At 40.1% G+C, this 22340-nt stretch carries 27 protein-coding genes and 1 other RNA gene; 24 read left to right on the top strand and 4 right to left on the bottom strand.

Annotated features, from left to right (window positions below; genetic code table 11):
• Positions 1 to 2: 2 nt before the first annotated feature.
• The 7 genes from cdd to B5354_RS17545 all read left to right on the top strand — a co-directional run bounded on the left by cdd (position 3) and on the right by B5354_RS17545 (position 5294).
• Positions 3 to 410: a cytidine deaminase gene (gene cdd, locus B5354_RS17575; protein WP_079530094.1), complete on the top strand. Its 408-nt coding sequence runs from the start codon at positions 3 to 5 to the stop codon at positions 408 to 410.
• A gap of 146 nt (positions 411 to 556) precedes the next feature.
• Positions 557 to 922, top strand: coding sequence for a CotD family spore coat protein (locus B5354_RS17570; RefSeq protein ID WP_079530093.1), 366 nt, complete (start codon positions 557 to 559; stop codon positions 920 to 922).
• A gap of 101 nt (positions 923 to 1023) precedes the next feature.
• On the top strand, positions 1024 to 1587 hold the full coding sequence (locus B5354_RS17565) for an SLOG family protein (RefSeq protein ID WP_079530092.1): 564 nt from the start codon (positions 1024 to 1026) through the stop codon (positions 1585 to 1587).
• Between the two features lie 84 nt (positions 1588 to 1671).
• Complete coding sequence (gene gpsB / locus B5354_RS17560) at positions 1672 to 1989, top strand: cell division regulator GpsB (protein ID WP_079530091.1); 318 nt, start codon at positions 1672 to 1674, stop codon at positions 1987 to 1989.
• Positions 1990 to 2086: 97 nt separating this feature from the next.
• An RNA gene (gene rnpB / locus B5354_RS17555) (RNase P RNA component class B) lies at positions 2087 to 2468 on the top strand.
• A 100-nt stretch (positions 2469 to 2568) separates the two neighbouring features.
• Positions 2569 to 3705: a THUMP domain-containing class I SAM-dependent RNA methyltransferase gene (locus B5354_RS17550; RefSeq protein WP_079530090.1), complete on the top strand. Its 1137-nt coding sequence runs from the start codon at positions 2569 to 2571 to the stop codon at positions 3703 to 3705.
• A 95-nt stretch (positions 3706 to 3800) separates the two neighbouring features.
• Positions 3801 to 5294, top strand: a complete 1494-nt coding sequence (locus B5354_RS17545; protein WP_079530089.1) for a carboxypeptidase M32 — start codon at positions 3801 to 3803, stop codon at positions 5292 to 5294.
• Between the two features lie 42 nt (positions 5295 to 5336).
• Here B5354_RS17545 and B5354_RS17540 read toward each other — a convergent pair whose 3' ends face one another.
• Entirely contained in the window at positions 5337 to 5882 is a 546-nt protein-coding gene (locus B5354_RS17540; RefSeq protein WP_079530088.1) for a hypothetical protein, read from the bottom strand.
• A 117-nt stretch (positions 5883 to 5999) separates the two neighbouring features.
• Here B5354_RS17540 and B5354_RS17535 point away from each other — a divergent pair, with 117 nt between their 5' ends.
• The 5 genes from B5354_RS17535 (at position 6000) to B5354_RS17520 (ending at position 9056) form a co-directional block, all read left to right on the top strand.
• Positions 6000 to 6767 (top strand): SDR family NAD(P)-dependent oxidoreductase, encoded by a 768-nt coding sequence (locus B5354_RS17535; protein ID WP_079530087.1) that lies wholly within the window; start codon positions 6000 to 6002, stop codon positions 6765 to 6767.
• A gap of 50 nt (positions 6768 to 6817) precedes the next feature.
• On the top strand, positions 6818 to 7903 hold the full coding sequence (locus tag B5354_RS17530) for a type III polyketide synthase (RefSeq protein WP_079530086.1): 1086 nt from the start codon (positions 6818 to 6820) through the stop codon (positions 7901 to 7903).
• Positions 7904 to 8416, top strand: a complete 513-nt coding sequence (locus B5354_RS17525; protein WP_079530085.1) for an isoprenylcysteine carboxyl methyltransferase family protein — start codon at positions 7904 to 7906, stop codon at positions 8414 to 8416.
• A 78-nt stretch (positions 8417 to 8494) separates the two neighbouring features.
• Positions 8495 to 8629 (top strand): hypothetical protein, encoded by a 135-nt coding sequence (locus B5354_RS20940; protein WP_281252763.1) that lies wholly within the window; start codon positions 8495 to 8497, stop codon positions 8627 to 8629.
• A gap of 139 nt (positions 8630 to 8768) precedes the next feature.
• Complete coding sequence (locus B5354_RS17520) at positions 8769 to 9056, top strand: DUF6123 family protein (protein WP_079530084.1); 288 nt, start codon at positions 8769 to 8771, stop codon at positions 9054 to 9056.
• Between the two features lie 17 nt (positions 9057 to 9073).
• Here B5354_RS17520 and B5354_RS17515 read toward each other — a convergent pair whose 3' ends face one another.
• The 3 genes from B5354_RS17515 to cspD form a co-directional block, all read right to left on the bottom strand.
• Positions 9074 to 9463 (bottom strand): ribonuclease HI family protein, encoded by a 390-nt coding sequence (locus tag B5354_RS17515; RefSeq protein WP_079530083.1) that lies wholly within the window; start codon positions 9461 to 9463, stop codon positions 9074 to 9076.
• A gap of 12 nt (positions 9464 to 9475) precedes the next feature.
• On the bottom strand, positions 9476 to 10159 hold the full coding sequence (locus tag B5354_RS17510) for a queuosine precursor transporter (protein WP_079530082.1): 684 nt from the start codon (positions 10157 to 10159) through the stop codon (positions 9476 to 9478).
• A gap of 133 nt (positions 10160 to 10292) precedes the next feature.
• Complete coding sequence (gene cspD, locus B5354_RS17505) at positions 10293 to 10493, bottom strand: cold-shock protein CspD (RefSeq protein WP_079530081.1); 201 nt, start codon at positions 10491 to 10493, stop codon at positions 10293 to 10295.
• A 302-nt stretch (positions 10494 to 10795) separates the two neighbouring features.
• Between cspD and B5354_RS17500 the strand changes: the two genes are divergently transcribed.
• From B5354_RS17500 to B5354_RS17445, 12 genes are all read left to right on the top strand, one after another.
• Positions 10796 to 12466 (top strand): formate--tetrahydrofolate ligase, encoded by a 1671-nt coding sequence (locus tag B5354_RS17500; RefSeq protein ID WP_079530080.1) that lies wholly within the window; start codon positions 10796 to 10798, stop codon positions 12464 to 12466.
• A gap of 114 nt (positions 12467 to 12580) precedes the next feature.
• Entirely contained in the window at positions 12581 to 13435 is an 855-nt protein-coding gene (locus tag B5354_RS17495; RefSeq protein WP_079530079.1) for a DUF72 domain-containing protein, read from the top strand.
• 10 nt (positions 13436 to 13445) lie between these two features.
• Entirely contained in the window at positions 13446 to 14051 is a 606-nt protein-coding gene (locus B5354_RS17490) for an HD domain-containing protein (protein ID WP_245804817.1), read from the top strand.
• A 15-nt stretch (positions 14052 to 14066) separates the two neighbouring features.
• Positions 14067 to 15026, top strand: a complete 960-nt coding sequence (locus B5354_RS17485; protein ID WP_079530078.1) for a thymidylate synthase — start codon at positions 14067 to 14069, stop codon at positions 15024 to 15026.
• A gap of 85 nt (positions 15027 to 15111) precedes the next feature.
• Complete coding sequence (locus B5354_RS17480) at positions 15112 to 15606, top strand: dihydrofolate reductase (RefSeq protein ID WP_079530077.1); 495 nt, start codon at positions 15112 to 15114, stop codon at positions 15604 to 15606.
• Positions 15606 to 16214, top strand: coding sequence for a molybdenum cofactor guanylyltransferase (gene mobA / locus B5354_RS17475; RefSeq protein ID WP_079530076.1), 609 nt, complete (start codon positions 15606 to 15608; stop codon positions 16212 to 16214). The genes B5354_RS17480 and mobA overlap by 1 nt, the downstream gene beginning before the upstream one ends.
• Before the next feature lie 156 nt (positions 16215 to 16370).
• The gene (gene tatA, locus B5354_RS17470) at positions 16371 to 16586 is read left to right on the top strand and encodes a twin-arginine translocase TatA/TatE family subunit (RefSeq protein ID WP_079530075.1); all 216 of its coding nucleotides are present in this window, start codon (positions 16371 to 16373) and stop codon (positions 16584 to 16586) included.
• Positions 16587 to 16609: 23 nt separating this feature from the next.
• On the top strand, positions 16610 to 16795 hold the full coding sequence (gene tatA, locus B5354_RS17465) for a twin-arginine translocase TatA/TatE family subunit (protein WP_079530074.1): 186 nt from the start codon (positions 16610 to 16612) through the stop codon (positions 16793 to 16795).
• A gap of 81 nt (positions 16796 to 16876) precedes the next feature.
• Complete coding sequence (tatC, locus tag B5354_RS17460) at positions 16877 to 17629, top strand: twin-arginine translocase subunit TatC (protein WP_079530073.1); 753 nt, start codon at positions 16877 to 16879, stop codon at positions 17627 to 17629.
• Between the two features lie 67 nt (positions 17630 to 17696).
• The gene (locus tag B5354_RS17455; RefSeq protein WP_079530072.1) at positions 17697 to 17918 is read left to right on the top strand and encodes a YozE family protein; all 222 of its coding nucleotides are present in this window, start codon (positions 17697 to 17699) and stop codon (positions 17916 to 17918) included.
• A gap of 113 nt (positions 17919 to 18031) precedes the next feature.
• Positions 18032 to 19186: an exonuclease SbcCD subunit D gene (locus B5354_RS17450; RefSeq protein WP_079530627.1), complete on the top strand. Its 1155-nt coding sequence runs from the start codon at positions 18032 to 18034 to the stop codon at positions 19184 to 19186.
• Positions 19187 to 19188: 2 nt separating this feature from the next.
• The gene (locus B5354_RS17445) at positions 19189 to 22305 is read left to right on the top strand and encodes an AAA family ATPase (protein WP_079530071.1); all 3117 of its coding nucleotides are present in this window, start codon (positions 19189 to 19191) and stop codon (positions 22303 to 22305) included.
• Positions 22306 to 22340: the final 35 nt, after the last annotated feature.

Raw genomic sequence — 22340 nt, 5'->3', positions numbered from 1 at the left:
GATTGAACAAAGCAAAATTAATACAAGAAGCCAAAGCAATAAGAGAAAGAGCCTATGTTCCTTATTCCAAGTTTAAGGTAGGAGCATCCTTGCTTACGATGGATGGTACCTTATATACAGGCTGTAATATTGAGAATGCAGCATATCCTGTAACTTGTTGTGCTGAACGGGTAGCGATATTTAAAGCTATAGCTGATGGCCATCATGAGTTTAAGGAGATAGCTGTCGTTGCAGATACGGAGCGTCCGGTTCCTCCATGTGGAGCCTGTCGTCAGGTTATGAGTGAGTTTTTTAATCCAGATGGTAAGATTCATACAACTAACCTTCATGGAAATACAAGAACGGTCTCTATGGAAGAGTTGCTGCCATTCTCATTTTCTTCTAAGGATTTGCAGGAAGAAACGAAATAACTTGAAAGACTGTCTATAGATGGACAGTCTTTTTTTGATTGTATAGTTTTTGTTCGATAATTGTAGATATTCGGGTATATGCCCAGTACAATCTCAGTATTTGTGACATAGGCTGTTAGGAAAAGATATAAGGGAGTGATTTACGAATGTATCATCATCAATGTCCTCATGTGAGACACTGCCGTCCGGTTATTTACCCAATGCATCATTGTGTTCAAGATAATTACTTTGTGGAGAATATGGACCATATCCACCCCTCCCATTTGACGATACAAAATCATCATTTATTAAATAATTATCATTACTTCCCTCACACCGTTTCACAAACGAATAATTATAATGTAGAGGATTATTATATGCCTCAAGGTATGGAACCTCAGGGCTATAACTGGATGGATGCCCAAATGGAACAAGAACCTATGGGAATGTCTCAGGGGCAAATGCAGGGACAAATGGATTCTATGCCATCCATTCCTATGCCCCCTCAGCCATTTAACATGCCAGAGGAATAAAGTATAAGCCACTAATTTGTTTAGTGGCTTATTTTTATCCAGGAAATTAAGGGTGTAATATTAGGAAAAACTATCATACAATAGGGAGGGAGAGTGATGACATGAGAACAATGGTTTTAACCGGGTACAAGCCTATGGAAATGGGTATTTTCAAACACGATGATCCTAAAGTTGATTTTGTAAAGGAAACGATCAAGAAAAGGTTGGTTCAATTAATAGAAGAAGGTCTTGAGTGGATAATTCTTTCTGGTCAGATGGGCGTGGAGCTCTGGGCAGCGGAAGTTATAGTAGATCTTAAAGAGGAATATCCCATCAAGCTTGGTGTCATCCCCCCCTTTCAGAACCAACATTCCAAATGGCCTGATCAACTTCAGCTTGTTTATGATAAAATTACAGAACTAGCTGATTTTTATAAGCCCATTTATGAGAAGGAATATGAAGGACCATACCAATTCCGTGCCAGGGATCAATTCCTTATCGAACATTCAGATGGCTGTATGATACTTTATGATGAGGATACGCCTGGGACACCGCAATATTTCCTGAACCTTGTCCAAACTTATTTAGAACATCATTCCTATGATCTAATCTACATAACTCCAGTAGATTTAGAAGAAACAGTCGAAGAGTTACGCATGAGAAATCCGGAATTCTGGAGTCAATAATTAGTAAATTTAACGCGGATTAAATTGACATTGAAGCCAGCTTTTGAAAAAATATAAGTAATGTGTTGAACAGAGGTGAGAGCAATGAGTGATGAGAAGTTTAATTTGGATGGAAAAACGATATTAGAAAAAGACTTTAAGACGTCTATGCGTGGGTACAATCAGGAAGAAGTGGATGAATTCCTGGATCAAGTGATTCAGGATTATGAAACATTTAACAAAGAGATAGACAGACTGATCCAGGAAAATGACCGCTTAAAGAAATCGCCGACAAGAGAAGCGGCACCGCCGCAGCGATCAAGACAGGTAACGAATAATAATCATCAAGTTAATTATGATATCTTAAAGCGAGTGTCTAACTTGGAAAAGGCGGTTTTTGGTAAGAAGTATGCAGAAGAATAAATTCCTATTATTACCGGGTGACAGCCCAAGTTCTATTTGCTATACTATAAGAACGTGACTGTTTAACGAGCCACGCATAAGAATGATGCACATTTGAATACTCGGGTAATCGCTGCTTTACTTTTTGTGAGGCAGAGGAAAGTCCATGCTCGCACAAACTGAGATGTTTGTAGTGTTCGTGCCTGACGAAACCATAAGTCAGGGTAACTTCTAAGTTAACGGCAGGGAAGACACCTAAGTCCTTATAGGATAGGGTGTCGCTACCTTTAAAGTGCCACAGTGACGGAGCCAAAATAGAAATATTTTGGGTGGAACGAGGTAAACCCCACGAGCGAGCAACCCAAATTAAGGTAGGGGCACTTTTTGAAGGGAATTCAACCTGATGAAAGGCCGCGATCAGCGGCAGATAGATGGTTACCACCGGAGTACGAGGTTGACCGCCGTTTGCAGTACGATGGAACAGAACATGGCTTACAGAGTATTCAAAGGTCAATGAATCAACATGAAATAACACCCTTTTTCTTAAGCCAACATGCTAGGAGGAAGGGTGTTTTTATTTTTACTTATAGGAGGAACATCATGTCACAAAATGTAACTTTGATTGCAACAGCTGCAATGGGACTTGAGGCAATTGTTGCACGGGAAGTTCGTACTTTAGGATATGAAGATGTACAAGTAGAGAACGGCCGTGTTGTATTTACTGCCCCTGTATCTGCCATTCCCCGTGCTAACTTATGGCTTCGGACAGCTGATCGTGTAAAGCTGCTAGTTGGCAGATTTAAAGCCTTCAGCTTTGATGAATTGTTTGAAAAAACAAAAGCCCTTCCCTGGGAGGCATTTATCTCTGAAGATGGAGAATTCCCGGTTGTTGGTAAGTCAGTTAAATCTAAACTTTATAGTGTGCCCGATTGCCAATCAATCGTTAAAAAAGCGATTGTTGAAAGGTTAAAGAAAAAATATGGGGTAGCTTCTATTTTAAAGGAAACGGGTGACTTTTACCGCGTTGAAATTGCCATACATAAAGATGAAGCCTTGCTTACTCTTGATACATCAGGAAGCGGCTTACACAAACGAGGCTACCGTGTCGGTCAAGGGGAGGCCCCTTTGAAGGAAACGTTGGCAGCGGCATTAATTCAAATCACTAATTGGCATCCAGACGAGCCATTTGTGGATCCTTTTTGTGGGTCAGGAACGATTGCGATAGAGGCGGCGCTAATCGGTCAAAATATTGCGCCTGGCTTCAATCGAGAATTCGCATCAGAAAACTGGGAGTTTGTATCACAAAATTATTGGGATCAGGCTTTCGAGGAAGCTGAGGATTTTGCTAATTATGATCAACCGTTAGCTATTACCGGATCTGATATTAGCCACGACATGATTCAAATTGCAGAGAACAATGCCATCGAAGCAGGACTTGGTGACCTTGTAAAATGGAAGCAAATGCAAGTGAAGGATTTTCGCCCGAGACAGGAAAATGGTTATCTGATATCCAATCCTCCTTATGGTGAAAGAATGGGGGAACGACCGGAAGTCGAAGAGATGTACCGTGATTTAGGTGTGATCATGAGAGATTATCCGTCTTGGAGCACGTACATCCTCACTTCTCATGAAAACTTTGAATCGATATATGGGAAGAAGGCCACGAAGAAGCGTAAGCTCTTTAATGGTTTCATTAAAACAGATTACTACCAGTACTTTGGAAAAAAGGTGAAATAATCGCTTTATTAAAAAGTGAGGGTAATCAATGTCCCTCCAATTTGTCATTAATGATTTAACAGCTTGAAATCCGGCAAGTTAATAGGGGGAGAGTTATGAGCCAGTCAATTGAACAAGAGTTTAAGAATCTGCTTAAAGAACAAGCCTCTTATGAAGAAGCAATTGGACTAATGGCTTGGGATTTGCGCACAAAAGCACCTAAAAGAGCAGTCGATCAACGATCAGAAGTAATTGGTGTGTTATCTCAAAAAGTCCATGAAATACAAACATCGGAAAAAATGAAAGAGTACTTAGATGCTCTGACTGATGCTTCAACAGATCCGATAGTAAACAAAGCCGTCGAAGAGGCCAGAGAAACCTACGAACGAACCGTGAAAGTCCCTGTAGAAGAGTACAAAGCATATGTGACGTTACAATCCAAAGCAGAATCTATATGGGCTGAAGCAAAAGAATCTAATGATTTCAAAGGTTTCCAGCCATACTTAGAGAAGCTTGTCTCGTATAACCGTCGTTTTGCAGACTACTGGGGTTATGATCATCATAAGTATGACGCCCTGCTTCACAATTATGAACCAGGGGTAACGGTTGAGGTGCTCGATCAAGTTTTTCCGAAGGTTCGCAAAGCTTTAACTGAATTGCTGGAACAAATTAATCAGGCGACAGACCAACCTGACCCTTCTTTATTAAAGGGGCATTTTCCTAAAGACAAACAAGAAGCATTCAGCTACGAAATCTTAGAACATATGGGTTATAACTTTGAGGCTGGACGTTTAGATGAAACTGTTCATCCTTTTGCAATTGGTCTAAATTCTAATGATGTTCGTGTAACGACAAAATATGATGAAAAAGACTTTCGGACGGCTGTATTCGGTACAATTCACGAAGGAGGACACGCCCTTTATGAGCAAAATATTGATCCAGCCTTAGCATTTACTCCCCTTGCCACCGGAACCTCTATGGGGATTCATGAATCTCAATCACTATTTTGGGAAAATTTAGTTGCGAGAAGTAAGCCATTTTGGCAAAATCACTATGAGTTGTTCAAAAGACACGCGCCCGATCGATTTTCTTCCATCAGCCTAGAGGACTTCTATAGAGCTGTAAATGAAGTAAAACCCTCCATGATCAGAATCGAGGCCGATGAGCTTACTTATTCTCTGCATATTATGATTCGCTATGAGCTGGAAAAAGCGTTAATTGGCGGTGAAATCGAAGTGAAAGATTTACCAGGTTTATGGAATGAGAAAATGCGGGATTATCTCGGTGTTACACCTCAAAATGACTCAGAAGGGATTTTGCAGGACATTCACTGGTCTGGTGGGGATTTTGGGTATTTCCCTTCTTATTCCCTAGGCTATATGTATGCAGCCCAACTTCATCATACAATGAAGCAGGAAATATCTTTCAATGATGTGATTCAAAAAGGAGATTTCAAACAAATTCAACAATGGCTGACAGAACGCATCCATAGATTCGGAAAAATGAAAAAACCGCTAGAAATAATTAATGATGTGACAGGCGAGGGTTTAAATCCTGACTACTTAGTTAGCTATTTAACGAACAAATATCAGGAAATATATAAGTTATAAATAAAAAACCCGGCTGTTTCAGGCAACAGCCGGGTACACTTATTATGAAAACTCTCCCATTAAATCAGTTGCAAGGAGTCCTGCGTCTTTATATACACCATCAAGTTTCTGTTGAAATTTATCGAACTTTTCGTTGGCCGTAGTAAAGTCGGGATTCTCTATACTCTTATTGAGAGCTTTTCCTACTTCGGAATAGTAAGCTTGAAGAGAAGGTAGTGCCTCCTCATATTGAGCTTTAATTTTTTCTGGAAGGTCAGATTTGATTTTGTAAGATTCAGCTAATTCTGCTGCTTTTTCTGATGCTGTTATCGCTTCTTTGCCTGCTGTTTTTATAGCTTCTGTAGTGGACTCTTCATCAGCAGCAAGCGTTAAATAGTTGGCAATTTTTGAATGTTGCGGTCTGAAAGTATTTGCCATGTTCATTTGTTCATTAAGTATTTCTTTCTTTACGGCCTTTTCATTGCTTTTATTTTCCTGACTGCTCGTTTCTTCCGCACCTGAAGTGCTTTTTTCTTCTGAAGAAGAGCTTCCGCAGCCAGCCAAAACTAATGCAGCGGTCAATCCGATAGCAAACAACCATTTCTTCATTCTGTTTCCCCCTTTTTATAATCTTCACAAAATACAGTGTAATGGTAACTATTGTAAATGTAAAGAATTAGGAAAAAAGTAAAAAAATATTGAATATTCAGTTTCAGGAGGTTTCCTATGTACTTACCAAATTTCAGATTAGATAACAACTTAGCTGTCGTCACAGGTGGAACAAAAGGGATCGGACGGGCTACAGCCATATCTTTTGCTCAATCCGGGGCAGATGTAATAATAATTGCCAGAAGTAAACAGGACTTACTAAACACAAAAAGTGAAATAGAATTCTATGGGCAGAAAGCTTGGACTGTACAAGCTGACGTCAACGACTATGAAAGCATCATCGAAGCAGTAGACAAAATTCGTGATGGCCGTTCACTCGACATATGGGTAAATAATGCCGGGATGAATATTAGAAGTCTGGCAGAGGATGTATCAGAAGCAGAGTGGGAGAAGATTATTTCTACCAATATGAAAAGCGCCTTTTTCTTAGCTCAATATGCTGCTAAAACTATGAAGCAGGTGAAAAGGGGTAAAATTATTAATATCTCTTCAGTAGGCGGCCATACCGCTTTAAGGACAGGTGTTGTTTATGCCATGACCAAAAGTGCATTAATCCAAATGACCAAAAACCTGGCAATGGAGTGGGGGTCAGATCAGATTAATGTGAACGCGATCGGTCCATGGTATTTTGAAACCGCATTAACAGAACAGTTACTAAAAGACGAAGATTATGTAGCGGATATTTTAGACAGAACACCTTTAAAACGTATCGGGAAACTTGAAGAAATCACTGGTGCTGCCGTTTTTTTAGCATCCGATGCTGGGAACTATATGACAGGACAGACTCTTTTTGTTGATGGAGGAATGACTATATACGGTTTTTAAATTATAAATATCACTAAATAGGGCACCTTAAGGTAAAAAGAGGTGTTCACATGTCCTACATACTTTCAACAGGTATTCAAACCGCTGATTATCATTATACACAGTCAGAAATTCAAAAGCTTGTTCATCGTGTTTTTCCCATGTCAAATCATGAGAAAAATAGGCTGATGCCGATCTTTGAACATGCTGATATAGAGCGGCGTCAATTATCAGCTGAATTGTCCTGGTATGAAAATGACCATTCGCTGAAAGAAAGTAACGATCTCTACCAAGCTAGTGCTCTCTGGTATTGTGAACAGGCGATTAGAAAATGTTTGAGCAGCCAAGAGTTTCTTACGCAAGCAATAGATCCAAATCTGATCGATCATATGATTGTCGTTTCCTCTACAGGTATTTCAACCCCTACGCTTGATGCCTATCTAATCGACCAGTTAGGGTGCAAACAATCAATCAAACGGACTCCAATATTTGGACTTGGTTGTGCAGGAGGAACTAGTGCAATTGCTAAAGCTCATGAATACTTGGAAGGAGCTAAGAGAAGCAACGTGTTAGTCGTTTGTGTTGAACTTTGCAGTTTAACATTTCAGCCCAATGATTCGAGCGTGAGCAATTTTGTAGGAACTGCATTGTTTGGAGATGGCGCTTCCGCTGTTTTAATGGCGGGAGAGGCATCCCCTTTGGTTGGGCGCCAAACCGCTACTGTCCCAAAAATAGAGCATGTAAGTACAAGAACGAAGCCGCAAAGTCAGTCAGTAATGGGTTGGAAAGTTGTGAACACAGGATTTGAAGTAGTATTTAACAAAAGTATTCCAAACCTAGTGCGGAATTTTTGGTTTATACATGTACAAGATTTTCTTCAGCAGATGGACTGGGACGTGGAGCAAATCCCTTTTCTCGTTGCGCATCCGGGTGGAAAAAAAGTACTGGAAGCCTATGAAGAGGTGTTGAATCTCCCTAAGAGTGCATTGGACTACTCCAGAAATATTTTAAGAGGACATGGTAATATGTCCTCACCTACCGTTCATTTTGTGCTTGAGCAAGCTATGAAAAGTAATCCTGAACGAAAAACACGTTCTATTATGGCTTCCTTAGGCCCTGGCTTTACATCTGAGCTTGTCAGTCTGGAGTGGAGCTAAATGCTTGCGTTACTATTTGGCCTCATCGTTCTTCAAAGATTAGCAGAATTAGTGATAGCCCGATCGAATAAAGCCTGGATGCTAAAACGGGGAGGTGTCGAATTTGAATCAGGACATTACCCGCTATTTATTGGGCTGCACACGTTATTCTTTTTAGCTATTCTAGTGGAATGGCTAGCAGTTGACTATGAAATAAGCTGGCTGTTTCCCATTGCTTTTATTTCATTTCTTATTCTCCAGCTTCTTAGAGTGTGGTGTATAACAAGCTTAGGCAAGCGCTGGAACACTAGAATTATCGTCATTCCTAAAGAGCAGCTTGTTTCTAGAGGTCCATATAAATATGTAAAGCACCCGAACTATGTTGTTGTATTTTTGGAATTGTTTTTCATTCCTCTAATGTTTCATGCTTATCTTACTGCATTGATTTTTCCCATTCTACATCTTTTCGTATTAGCGATACGGATTCCGGCGGAAGAGAGAGTACTTCGTAAAGGTTCTGAAAATTTAAATTGAATGATTGCCATATAAATATGTATCTGATACACTTCTAATTATTAATGAAAATCATTATCAATTAGAGGTGGTATAATGATGATGTTATTGATCTTAGGTATCGTATGTATCTATACGGGTTTGATGGTCTGGGTATTAGCTAAGTTTGGCTTACCTTCTGCTCAATCGGTGTTAGAAGTTGCTAAATTTCGAACGAAAAAAAGAATAATCTAACGTGCACTACCCAATTAGCTTTCCATTTCAGTCAGGTAACTACAACCTGGCTTTAATTTGTTATAATGAAATGCAGGCAGAGGAGAATTTTGTCGATGAATGTCAATTCTTGAGATAATTTTGTTACAAGGAGCATACTATGAGGCAAAAAGAATCATTGGCTTATTACCTGGAAGACTTGTGGTCAAAAGGCTTTAAGCTTTCAGATGAAGATGTCCATTTCATTTATTTCGGAAAGAACTCAACGAATGTCGAGGAGTGGAAGGTCATGCTTGCTTTAAAAGAAACACTCAAATTTCAGCATACATTTGATCCTAGTTTTTTTATAAGCGTATTGGAACACCTGTCATCGACTGCAATCACTTCAAAAAAATCAGCTTACATAGCATTAGAGGAGCGGGGGTTGGATTCAACATCAAAAAACTAACCTGGGTTTGAACTAGGTTAGCTTCTCTTAAGCGCAGCCCGCGCGAGTCGGTCTGCATGTTTATTTGTTTTTTCCGGAATCCATTTATAAAATACAAACGGGAAAGGATCTTGCAAACGATTGATGTGTTGCAGCAGCGGCTCAAAAGCTGGATTATTCGTATGCCCTTTGTCGACAGTAGATACGACGACTTGCGAATCTGATCTTACTGATAGAATTTCACCTGCAAACGATTGTTGGCAAATCTCCAGGGCTTTAATAACGGCCAAAAACTCTGCTTCGTGATTCGTATACTCTCCGAGATATACTCCATATTCAAAGTGCTGTTTATTTTGCTTAATATAAATCCCGGCAGCACTCGGTCCAGGATTTCCTTTAGTAGAAGCGTCCGTGTACACTTCAATCACTTGCTACCCCTCCTAATTGGATGCTCTATGGTTAATTTTTTTAGCTGCATACATAAATGGGGTGTCCATTGCTGCCACAATAAATTTAATGAAGTACGTCGTTAGAAAAATTTCAAACCATACGTCAAAGGGATACAAACCGTAAAATGCGATCCCGCAAAAAATAGCAGTGTCTAAGAGCTGACTGAGCATCGTACTCCCATTGTTTCTAATCCACAGTGAGCGATCACCTGGAAACAGTTTCTTTAACCTGTCATAAAACCAGACGTCAAAATATTGACTAACAATAAAAGCCAATAGGCTGCCCGCAGCAATCTGAGGAGCAATGCCAAATAGAGTCATTAGAGCAGGCTGAGCTATATCACTTTCGGCAGGTATAAACTGAATGGATAACTGCATCACAATCGTCATAATAATTAATGTAGAAAACCCCATCCAAACAGCCTTTTTAGCATCTTGTTTTCCATACTTTTCATTTAGGATATCTGTTGCCAAAAATGCTGTCCCATACAGAATATTTCCCAATGTGGCGGTCATGCCAAATAAATCAATCGTTTTAACAACTTGTATATTTGCTATGACGGTTGCCATACCGATCCATACGAATAACCCTGTTTTTCCAAACATCCTGTAGATTGCGAGTAACAGGGTGAAGTTTAAAAGGGCAAATAAAAGCCATAACCATTCATTACTCACCGAGAGATCCTCCTATATTTACATGGAATAATGTTGCAGAACAGCTGCAACAGCCATTGATTATACGGTGATTTTTCACTTATTTCAATAAAAAAAGCGCCAACCTTTTTAGTATGGCGCTTACAGTCAATATTTATTGTTTAACAACGTTAGATGCTTGAGGTCCGCGGTCCCCTTCGACAATCTCGAAATTTACTTCCTGGCCTTCTTCGAGGGACTTGAAACCTTCTTCTTGAATTGCAGAAAAATGAACAAATACATCGTCTCCGCCTTCTACTTGAATAAATCCATAACCTTTCTCTGCGTTAAACCATTTTACTGTACCATTTTGCATAACACATATCCTCCTAAATCTTGCACGTAAAACGTGGAAATTACAAAGTAAGATAAACAAAAAAACCCATAGACACATGGAATAATAAAAACCAACGTGTCTATGGGCAGTGCCTTGTCCTTTATCATTCCGTTCATCTTATTTGCTTATAAAATAATATATCGTATCTTGAAATTGTAGTCAATATGTATGATGTTAATTGTATGAAAATTTAATTATCTTATTTTGGAAAATACTCTAAAGCTCCTCTTGAATGTAAGTTATACTATAACTAATCAAGGGAAAGGAAGGGAAATGACAAAATGAAATCAGATATACATATTGCTCTGGAGGCTGAAATGCAACCTATTCGTAATATTGCTTCAAAGCTGTTATTAGAAGCCGATGATTTTGAACCATATGGGCATTATAAGGCGAAATTATCGGACGGTTTACTGAATAAACTATCCGACAGACCTGCTGGCCAAGTCATTTTAACAACTTCCATTAATCCAACTCCCGCGGGTGAAGGGAAATCAACGGTAACTGTCGGTTTGGGCCAAGCCTTAAATCGTTTAGGTCATCAAGCGATTATTGCATTAAGGGAACCTTCGCTTGGGCCTACAATGGGAATAAAAGGAGGAGCAGCTGGAGGAGGGTATTCGCAAGTTGTCCCGATGCAGGAAATAAACCTACACTTTACTGGTGATATTCACGCCATTACGACTGCGAATAATGCATTAGCCGCATTTATTGATAACCACGTCCACCAAGGGAATGAATTACAGATTGATCCAAGAAGAGTGGTATGGAAACGCGTCCTTGATATTAATGATCGAGCTCTAAGACATGTTAATGTCGGTTTAGGAGGTCCGACGCAAGGTGTGCCGCGTGAAGATGGATTTACGATTACAGTGGCTTCTGAGATCATGGCGATTCTTTGTTTGGCAGACGACCTTCAGGATTTAAAGGAGAGGCTGTCCCGGATTGTTGTTGGCTATACATACGGTAAGGAACCTGTCACTGTCCACCAACTCGGATTTGAAGGGGCTTTGACCTTATTGTTGAAGGATGCCATTAAACCCAACCTCGTTCAAACGTTAGAAAATACTCCTGCTATAATTCACGGGGGACCATTTGCTAATATTGCTCATGGCTGTAATAGTGTAATGGCAACGAAAATCGCAGCAAAGCTTGCGGACTATGTTGTGACAGAGGCGGGATTTGGCGCGGACTTAGGAGCAGAGAAATTTTTAGACATTAAGACACGTGCAGGGGAATTTGAACCAGCTGCAGTAGTGATCGTGGCAACTATAAGAGCATTGAAAATGCATGGCGGGGTAGACAGAAATCACCTTGAAGAAGAAAATATTGAAGCACTAAACCAAGGGATTTCAAATTTAAAGAAACATATTGAGACTATTGAGCAATTCAATTTGCCATTCGTAGTGGCAGTCAACAAATTTCCGACTGATACAGAGGCTGAGCTCGACTTTCTACTGTACTGGTGTAACTCTAACGGTGTGGAGGTCGCGCTAGCAGATGTTTTTTCAAAAGGAGGAGAAGGTGGTATAGAGTTAGCCAGAAAAGTCATAGAAGGCTGTGAGAAGAAAACTGGCACCCTATCTTATACCTACGATCTGGAAGACTCGATTGAGGAGAAGATTCATAAAATTGTTACTAAAATCTATGGTGGGAGCCACGTGGACTTTACTCAAAAAGCTAGAAAACAACTCCTGCAATTATACAAAGAAGGTCATCACAATCTGCCTATTTGTATGGCAAAGACTCAATACTCTCTATCGGATGACCCTGAATTGCTGGGACGGCCTGAAGGATTTACAGTAACAGTTCGAGAATTGCGAGCATCAGTAGGGGCTGGCTTTATTGTAGCTTTAACAGGTGATGTCATGACAATGCCAGGGCTCCCTAAGAAACCTGCTGCTTTACATATGGATGTTACAGATGCCGGTTTGATAACTGGGTTGTTTTAAGCAACTACCCTCTCTGGACAAATTTTGTCGTCAGAGGGGGTAGTTTTTTGATACAATCTATTTAGCGAAAAATAGCGACTGATGTTGCAAGTTCACTTAGGGAGGGGAAAAGGTTTGAGCATTCAAATTGGGTTAACAGGATGGGGAGATCATCCTGGTTTGTATCAGGACCAGATTAGACCTGAGGAGAAGCTGGCAAGTTATGCTTCTCATTTTCCTGTTGTTGAAGTTGATACAGCCTTTTATGCAATCCAGCCCATCACCCATTACCAGAAATGGCTAAAGCAAACGCCGGATCGGTTCTCTTTTGTAATTAAGGCATTTCAGCAGCTAACAGGTCATGACAGAAAATCGAGATCTGTGCAGGAAGCTCGAGACCTGGTGAAACGTTATGAAGAGTCGATCCAACCAGTGCATGAGGCTGGTCAGATTAATGCATTGTTATTTCAGTTTCCTCCCTGGTTTGATGTAAAGAAAGAACATATTAAAAAGCTGCGGATGCTTAAGGAGTGGCTCGAACCTTATCCGTTAGCACTGGAATTTAGAAACCGGACATGGTTTGACCCCCAATATAAAGAACAAACCTTATCATTTATGAAAGAGCATGAATGGATTCATACCATCTGTGACGAGCCTCAGGCAGGGGAAGGATCAATTCCTCTAGTTGCAGAACCCACTCATCCTACAAAGACGTTAATTCGTTTTCACGGAAGGAACGTACATGGTTGGAATAAAAATGGACGCAAGGATTGGAGGAAGGTCCGTTTTCTGTATCGTTATAATGAGCAAGAATTAACCGAGTGGGCAGAACGAATCCGGACGCTTGAACAGCAAACTCCTTATATTACTGCACTATTTAATAATAATTCTGGAGGAGATGCGGCTGATAATGCTAAACAATTTCAGGAGTTACTCGAAATTAATTATACAGAATTGAATCCCAGACAAATGGATTTATTTCAGTTTTAGAGGTGTTTGCGTGATAAAAGAGCCACTGAAAACAACTATAGAAAATTACGTACATGTACTGTTTGACAGCGACCCGACTGGCCATGACTATTACCACATGAAAAGGGTGGCCCATTGGTCAAAGGTGCTTGCTGAAAAAGAGGGGGCAGACCCGTTTATTTGTGAAGTTGCGGGGTGGCTGCATGATGCAGGGGATGCCAAATTGTTTCCAGAACCTGTGCAAGCCAGAAAACATGCCGTGAAGTTTCTATCTGAACAAGGAATCACGGAGCATGTATGCCGGCAAATTAAAATGGCTATGGAGGATGTTTCCTTTTCTAAAGGTCAAACACCAAAAACATTGGAAGGGAAAATCGTTCAGGATGCTGATCGACTTGATGCCATCGGTGCCATTGGAATTGCCAGAACCTTTGCCTTTGGAGGTGCCCATAGTCAATTAATTCACCAGGAAGGCAAAGAGACAGCCGGATCGATTCAGCATTTCTACGATAAACTGCTGAAATTGTCTGATTTGATCCATACAAAGAGTGCAAGGGAAGAAGCGCAAATACGTCACCAATTTATGGTGGATTATTTGCAGCGCTTTTTGGATGAGTGGGAAGGCGTCAATGAATAATAGGAGGAACAAGTAATGAGTCAGAACGAGATGAGTTATTTAGATTTATGTAAGCATGTGTTAGATAACGGAACTAGGAAGGAAGACAGAACAGGAACCGGTACATACTCTGCTTTCGGTTATCAAATGCGATTCAATTTACAGGAAGGCTTTCCGCTTCTGACAACTAAAAGGGTTCCTTTTCGTCTGATCGTAAGTGAATTGCTCTGGTTTATCCATGGAGATACGAACATTCGTTATTTGTTACAGCATAACAATAATATTTGGAACGAATGGGCCTTTGAATCTTACACGAAAAGCGATGAGTATGATGGACCGGATATGACAGATTTTGGCAGACGTATTCAACGTGATCCAGAATTTAAAACAGTATATGAGCAAGAAATGAACGAGTTCAAACAACGTATTCTTAAAGAAGATGACTTTAGTGAGCGTTTTGGAAATTTAGGCTCCGTTTATGGGAAGCAATGGCGTGACTGGAAGACGTCAAGAGGGGAAACGATTGACCAGCTGGCTAATGTTATCCACAGTATCAAAACAAACCCCGACTCCAGAAGGCATATTGTGACGGCGTGGAATCCTGAAGATGTACCTTCAAATATGGCGTTGCCGCCCTGTCATACGATGTTCCAATTTTATGTTGCCAACGGCCGCTTATCTTGTCAGCTTTATCAGAGAAGCGGAGATATATTTCTCGGGGTTCCTTTTAATATTGCGAGCTATGCGTTATTGACACACTTAATTGCTCATGAATGTAACCTCGAGGTAGGAGAGTTTATCCATACGCTCGGAGATGCTCATATTTACAGTAATCATCTTGAGCAGATTCAAACTCAGCTTAAAAGGGAGCCTCGTGCATTACCTGAACTTTTTCTTAATCAGGATAAATCCAATCTGTTTGACTTTACTATTGAAGATATTAAGCTGGAAGGATATGACCCGCATTCAGGAATTAAAGCCCCGGTAGCTGTATGATATTTTTGACTTGCTACACGTTACGTGGATCAAAACAGATGAAAGTAAAAGGTCGACTATCACTTATTACTTGAGGAGCAGATAAATGATTTCTTTTGTGTTTGCAATGGATAAGAATCAATTAATTGGTAAAGATAATGACTTGTCATGGTATATTCCTAACGATTTCAAATTTTTTAAAGAAACCACATGGGATGAAACGATCATTATGGGAAGAAAAACATTTGATTCCTTTGGAAAACCTCTTCCTAATCGAAAACATATCATTCTGACTTCAAGGGAAGAATATGAAGTCGAAGGGTGTGAAATCATTCATTCGATTGATGAGATTATTAAGCTCAATCAAACCTATCCTGAAAAAGAGTGGTTTGTGATCGGCGGCGGTGTTCTGTTCGAGGCGATGCTTCCTTATGCAGATCGAATGTATATGACATATATAGATCATGCCTTTGAGGGAGATGCTTATTTTCCGCCCTATGAAGAAGCTGATTGGCGCCTGGTTAAGGAAACGAAAGGCATTAAGGATGAAAAAAACCCCTACGATTATTATTTTAGAATTTATGACCGGGTGAGAGCCTGATGATCGAACCGAGTGAAGTTTGCGGGGCCATACTGGCGGGTGGTGGTTCTACAAGAATGGGCACGGATAAAGCCCTTCTTCCTCTGGGGGAGCAAACGGTGATCGAGCGGATTACTAGTGAATTATCTCAATGTTGTGCTCGAGTAGTCATCAATCGGGGTCAGCCATGTCCAACAATTGACCCTGCTATTGAGGTAGTACATGATACTTTTGTGGATGCCGGACCGCTAGCCGGCTTACATGCTGTTCTGAATCATGGATCCGAACCTTTCGTCTTATTGTCAGCCTGTGATACACCGTTTATCCAGAAGGAAGTTTTCTATAGTATGTTTAAAGAGGCTTCTACAGAAACACAAGCTCTTGTGCCCTTCTATGAAGACAGACTTCAACCACTCTCAGGGATTTACAGTAGAAGGCTGCTTCCGGTAGTTGAGCAATTATTACAAGACGAACAGCGAAGTATGCGCTCATTGCTTAATCAAATCAACGTACAATACATCTCGGACTTTCAATCCATTTCTAGAGATATGGCAGGCGATCATTTTTTTAATATGAATACACAAGATGAGTATGTCAGCGCCCGCACTCTTTTGAGAAAATATTTATAACTAAAAGACATTTTATCGAGAACATGATATGATTAGGACAAGCTTTTTTCTGAGAGAAATAGCAGGTTTGTAATTGGCATAACTTAGCAATTTATTCCCATAATAGAATCTAATTAATGAAAAGATTTACTTCTTTTTAAAAGGACGGTGAATGACATGCTGTCAAGTATAGGAATTCCTGGATTAATACTTATTTTACTTGTTGCACTAGTTGTCTTCGGGCCGAAGAAATTGCCTGAGATCGGAAAAGCAACAGGACAAACATTGAAAGAATTTAAAAATTCTGCCCGAGATTTATCGGGGGATGCTCAGAAAGAGATATCTGAAGCTAAGCAGTTGTTCAATGATACGGATTCTAACAAAAAGAGTTAATTACCATACCGGGAGTGATTTAGATGTTATCTAATATTGGTGTGCCGGGTCTGATTTTGATTTTAATTATTGCATTAGTCATTTTTGGACCATCCAAATTGCCTGAAATCGGGAAGGCATTTGGAAGTTCTCTTAAAGAATTTAAGAAAGCTACCGGTGATATGATGTCTGATGATCAGGATTCAAAGAAAGAGGACAAAAATAAGTAAATAACACGGCAAGATGTAAGGGGGAAATCAGCTCTTACATCTTCTTTGTGTCAGGCCCTAGATCGCCTGGAGGTGCAGAAAATGTCTGATGAACAATATAATCATAACGATATAGAGATGAACGTAACCGACCATCTTAGTGAACTTCGGAAGCGAATTATTTGGACATTGGCTACGTTTATTCTCTTTTTTATTTTAGGATTTATTTATGTAAGGGAAATCTATAGTTTCTTTGAACGAGATATTCCGTTTGAACTCAATATGACAAGTCCCGGGGAAATTATTTGGATCTTTTTCTCTATGGCCAGCCTTGTTGCGTTAATTGCCACGTTACCTATGCTCAGTTTGCAGCTTTGGTTATTCGTAAAACCAGCCCTTACGCCTAAAGAGCGAAAGATTTCTCTAGCATACATACCTGCCGTTTTCTTACTGTTTATTGCTGGTTTAAGTTTCGGATATACAGTGTTTGTCCAACTGATCTTGCCATTTTTACTGTCATTAAATGATGGGATGTTTAATGAATTGTTTACGGTCGAACGTTACTTTAAGTTCGTTTTTCGCGTGACTATTCCATTCGCTCTGCTCTTTGAAATTCCGATTGTCGTGATGTTCCTGACAAGTCTCGGCCTCGTCAATCCAGAATTTCTTATCAAAATCAGAAAGTATGCGTACTTTGTTCTGGTTATTATTGGGGCAATGATTACGCCTCCTGATTTTGTGCTGCAAATTGTTGTGGCGGTTCCTTTGATTATTTTGTATGAAATAAGCATAATATTATCTCGAGTCGTTTATAGAAAGAAACTTAAGGCGCATCAGGAATTTATGGAAGATTAATTCCTGATGGCATGACTTCGAAACTATATTTTATTTGCTCAAAGTATGATTATAAAGGAGAGAGAATATGCGATCGTTTTACCATTATATGATGCGTTATCGCGGAAACAAGCAGGCAGACGATGAGAAGCAGCTTGCTGATTGGATGTTTAAAGATCACAGTTTTCCTAAACAGGCTACTTCGTACCATGAATTAAGCAGCTATTTAGAGTGGAATATTCCGTTTACAAATGCTTTAGCCGTTTTTGACCGCTTATACGAATCCTACCAATTAGAAGAAAGTGAATAAGCTTATAAAGATATCCCTTCGGTGGATATCTTTTATTTTTTCAAGCTTTGACTGAATCTAGTATAATAGAGGCTATAATCTATCAAGTTATGATGAAGAAAGTTGGGGTCCTTTTGAAAATCTTACATACTGCAGATTGGCATTTAGGGAAAATCGTTAATAATGTGTATATGACGGAAGATCAACGCTATATTTTGGAGCAGTTCCTCAAAATCGTTGAAGAACAACGCCCTGACGCGATCATCATCGCGGGTGATTTATACGATCGTGCTATTCCGCCCAAGCAGGCGGTTGAACTGTTAAATGACACACTAACGACAATCATTAACGATTTTAACATCCCGGTTCTTGCAATCTCGGGAAACCATGACAGTCCAGATCGACTCGAATTTGGTTCACAATTGTTTAGAAAACAGCAGCTTTTCCTTGATACTAAACTCTCGAAGGAATATCAAGCCGTGACTCTTTATGATGGAGGCGGCCCGATTCACTTCCATCTCATTCCGTATGTGGAGCCAGCGGAAGTGGCTTATCAATTTAATGATCCCGAAGTACGTTCACATCAGCAAGCGGCTGAAAAGCTAATTAATTTTATTTCCGAACAGTACGATATGGATGAACGCCACATATGGATCGGTCATGCATTTCTTGCCGGTGGTATGGAATCTGAATCGGAAGAAAGGTTGTCGATGATTGGCGGGAGTCCATACGTTGATACAGAACTGTTTAAGCCTTTCACATATGTGGCTTTGGGTCATTTACATCAGTCCCAAAGGGTCGGTGCAGAAAAGATTCGTTATAGTGGATCCATTTTAAAATACTCTTTTTCTGAAGTGACTCACAATAAATCCGTGACGATTGTTGATATCAACGAAAAGGGAGAGCTTGAAATAGATAGAGTGCCGCTTCGGCCCATACGTGATTTTGAACGAATCGAAGGCTATTTTGACGATCTGATACGAGGAGACGCCGCAGATCATCCTGAGAGTTATTTACATGTTCGTCTGCTTGATGATGGCCAGTTAATTGATCCAATGGGAAAACTGAGAAAGCTATATCCTAATATCTTGTACCTGGAGCGAAAGCTTTCCCCCCAGCCTAAACAGTCAGAGGACATCCAGAAGATGAAAGAACGCCAGCGTTTGTCTCCAGCTACTCTTTTCGCCTCTTTTTATGAAGAAATTAAGGAGGATCCAATTCCTGAACACCGTAAAAAACTTGTGGAAGATTCCATTGAAACGTTAAAACATCAAGAAAGGGGGCAGTAGAAATGAAAGCATTGTCTCTTACAATGAATGCCTTTGGTCCCTATAAAACTCGGCAAGTCATTGATTTTACAGAGTTAGGGGAAGAATCTATTTTCTTAATTACTGGCCCGACTGGTGCAGGTAAAACTACTATATTCGATGCCATGTGTTTTGCACTATATGGCAGAGCCAGTGGAACTGATCGAGACCAGGATACGTTACGCAGCCATTTTTCCGAACCGGATGAAACGACATTTGTTGACTTCCATTTTCGCTTGAGGGGAAAAGAATACAGAATTGTCCGTATGCCGAAACAACTGAAAAAGAAAGAGCGCGGCGAAGGATTTAAGGAGGAGCCTACAAGGGCAGAGCTTTATATGATTCAACCACATGGCCCTCAATTACTTGCATCTAAGATTAAAGAAGTCAATGAGCATATAGAACAGTTGCTTAGTCTTGACTATGAACAGTTTCGAAAGATGATTATGATCCCCCAAGGTGAATTCAGAAAGCTAATCTCCGAAAATAGTAAAGAACGGGAAGAAATTTTACAGCGGATTTTCAGAACGCACTTTTATGAGGAACTCACAGATTATTTCAAGCAATCTTCAAGATCTTTGCAGGAGGAGATTGAGCAGTTTCAATGGAAAATTGATCAAGCCGTCAATCGAATTAACTGGGGAGAAGAGAAGACTGCGGATACGAAAGCCGAAGATCCTGATCATATTCTTAATCGACTGAACAACCATCTTGCTAATCAGCTGCAGCATAAAAATGAACGAACATCGCAGTTGGCGTCGCTTATGAAAGAGACCGAACGTGCTCAGGAATTATACTATGATGCGAAAACAGTAGAGGAATTATTTAAAGAACAAGAAGCGCTGCAAAAAGAAGCAGCGGAGCTGGCTGATCAACATCAATATTTTCATGATATAGAGCAAAAGATAGCAGCTGCTGAGAAAGCGTTGGAAGTTCTTCCTTACGAACATCAAGTAAAGGATAGGCAGAAAGAGTTAACAGATCTTAAGCGTGATCAGCAGTCTAAGGAGCAGAGAAAGCTTGAAATTGAACAAAGCCTCAAAGAAGTGGCAGCAAGTTATGAACAAGAGGCGGGAAACGAATCCTATCGTGAACAGTTAAAAGAGCAATGGAAACAAAGCAGCAACATGAGAGAAAACCTGGATAAGCTTCTCACATTAGATGACAAGCTGAAGAAATGTGATGAAGACTTAACAAGGGAAGAAAATAAGTTGAAGGAATTAAAAGGGAGTAAAGAAGAGTACCTGAAGCTAAAACAGAGATTTGCAGAAAAAGCTGCTTCTGAGAGAGAGATTACTGCTGAAAGATATCATCATAAAGAACAACTCGATGCCTTGATACGACGAAAAGAAGATGTGTCTTCACTCAAAAAAGAATGGAAAAAGCTGCTTGACTTGCGATCACGCTATCAATCTTTAGTGCAAACGTTTAATGAAAAGAAAGCGAAACGCAAAAGTGCTCAGGAAAAATATGAAGCTGCTATTGAGGATTTGAAACAGCATCATGCTTATCATCTGGCAAGTGACTTGCAAGACCGGGCAGCTTGTCCTGTTTGTGGATCCCATGAGCACCCTTCTCTAGCAGCTAAACCACCTGGCGTTCTAAGTGGTGAGGAAATAGATGTACTAAAAGAGGCGTTTGAGGAGCACGATAAAATTTTCCAAAAAGATCAGGAACAGTTATTAACAATCAAGGCAGAGGGAGAATCTCAAAAGCAGCTTGTCAATAGCTTAATTACAACATTTGATGACCATATTGCTGATCGATCCCGAGAAGCATTGGACAACTACTATACTGAAGTCTGCGAGCAATTGAAATCAAAAGAACATAAGTTTCATGAACTAGACCAACAGCTGATTACGATTCAAGAAGCGGCGAAACAACTGAATCAGCTTGAGGATAAACTTGAACAAGTGGTAAAAGCGGAAGACGAACATACTCAGCAATATCACTTTCTCCAGCAAGAAAGGGTTCATTTTTCAACCCGACGAGAAGAAGTGAAACAAGCTTATTCTTTTGAAACAACAGACCGCGAACAAATGAATCAGCTTGTGGCTGCTCATGAAAAACAATACCGTGAGGCTTTACAGGTGTGGGAAATGGTCCATGAGCATTTTAATAAAGTTGATCAAATGTTTAAGGAAGCTGCAACACAGGAAGCGCAAGTTCAGCAGTTCGTCCAAAAAGCAGAATCTGTTCTTTCGGATAAAGAAAAGGAATTTAATCAAACGCTTGACCAATTTGAATTTCAGTCAGTTGAGAAGTACCAACATGCATTACTGCCTAAAGAAGAAGTTCGTTCGCTTAACGAAAAGCTAAAGGAGTACCAAGAACGGAAGGCTGTAGTTCTAGAAAGAAACAAAGAAGTATCTTCACGTCTGACTGATCAAGAGAGACCTAAGCTTGATGAGTTAGAACAAAAATGGCAGTATAAGAAGCAACAAGTTCAAGATAAACAACGAGAAATCAATGAATTAGAAATCAATTATAAACAAAATAAAGATGCTCAGAACACCATGCAATCATTACTGGAACAGCAAAGAGATAAAGCGAAACAATACTACGATCTAGCAGAACTGGCCAATCTGGCCAAAGGAAACAATCCGTTACGCCTTTCTTTAGAGCGATATGTGCTTGCTTCTTACCTGGATGAAATTTTAATTCAGGCTAATATTCGTCTAGATCAAATGACAGACCATCGCTATCAATTGGTTAGAAGCCAGGAAATTGCCAAAAAAGGTGCTCAAAGTGGTTTGGATTTAGAAGTGATTGATCATCATACTGGGCAGCAGCGCTCAGTGAGGACATTATCAGGAGGAGAAGGGTTTAAAGCAAGTTTGAGTTTAGCTCTTGGTATGGCTGATGTAGTTCAATCCCATGCAGGCGGAGTCCAACTTGATACGCTCTTTATCGATGAAGGATTTGGTACATTAGATGAATTGTCTCTTGAACAGGCGATTGATTGTTTAAGAGGGTTACAAGATGGTAACAGGATGCTCGGTATTATATCTCACGTCTCCCAGCTGAAAGAGGAGATTCCTGCTAAACTTCATATCCATTCAACTCATGAGGGGTCCACCGTTGAGTTTACATTTCAGTAAGAATTAAGTTATACGAAGATTAAATAAGGGAGGGT

It is taken from the genome of Halobacillus hunanensis (assembly GCF_900166655.1).
GTDB classification, from domain to species: domain Bacteria; phylum Bacillota; class Bacilli; order Bacillales; family Halobacillaceae; genus Halobacillus_A; species Halobacillus_A hunanensis.
The sequence above is the reverse complement of the archived record's forward strand: the minus strand, read 5'-3'. Positions and strand labels throughout refer to the sequence as shown.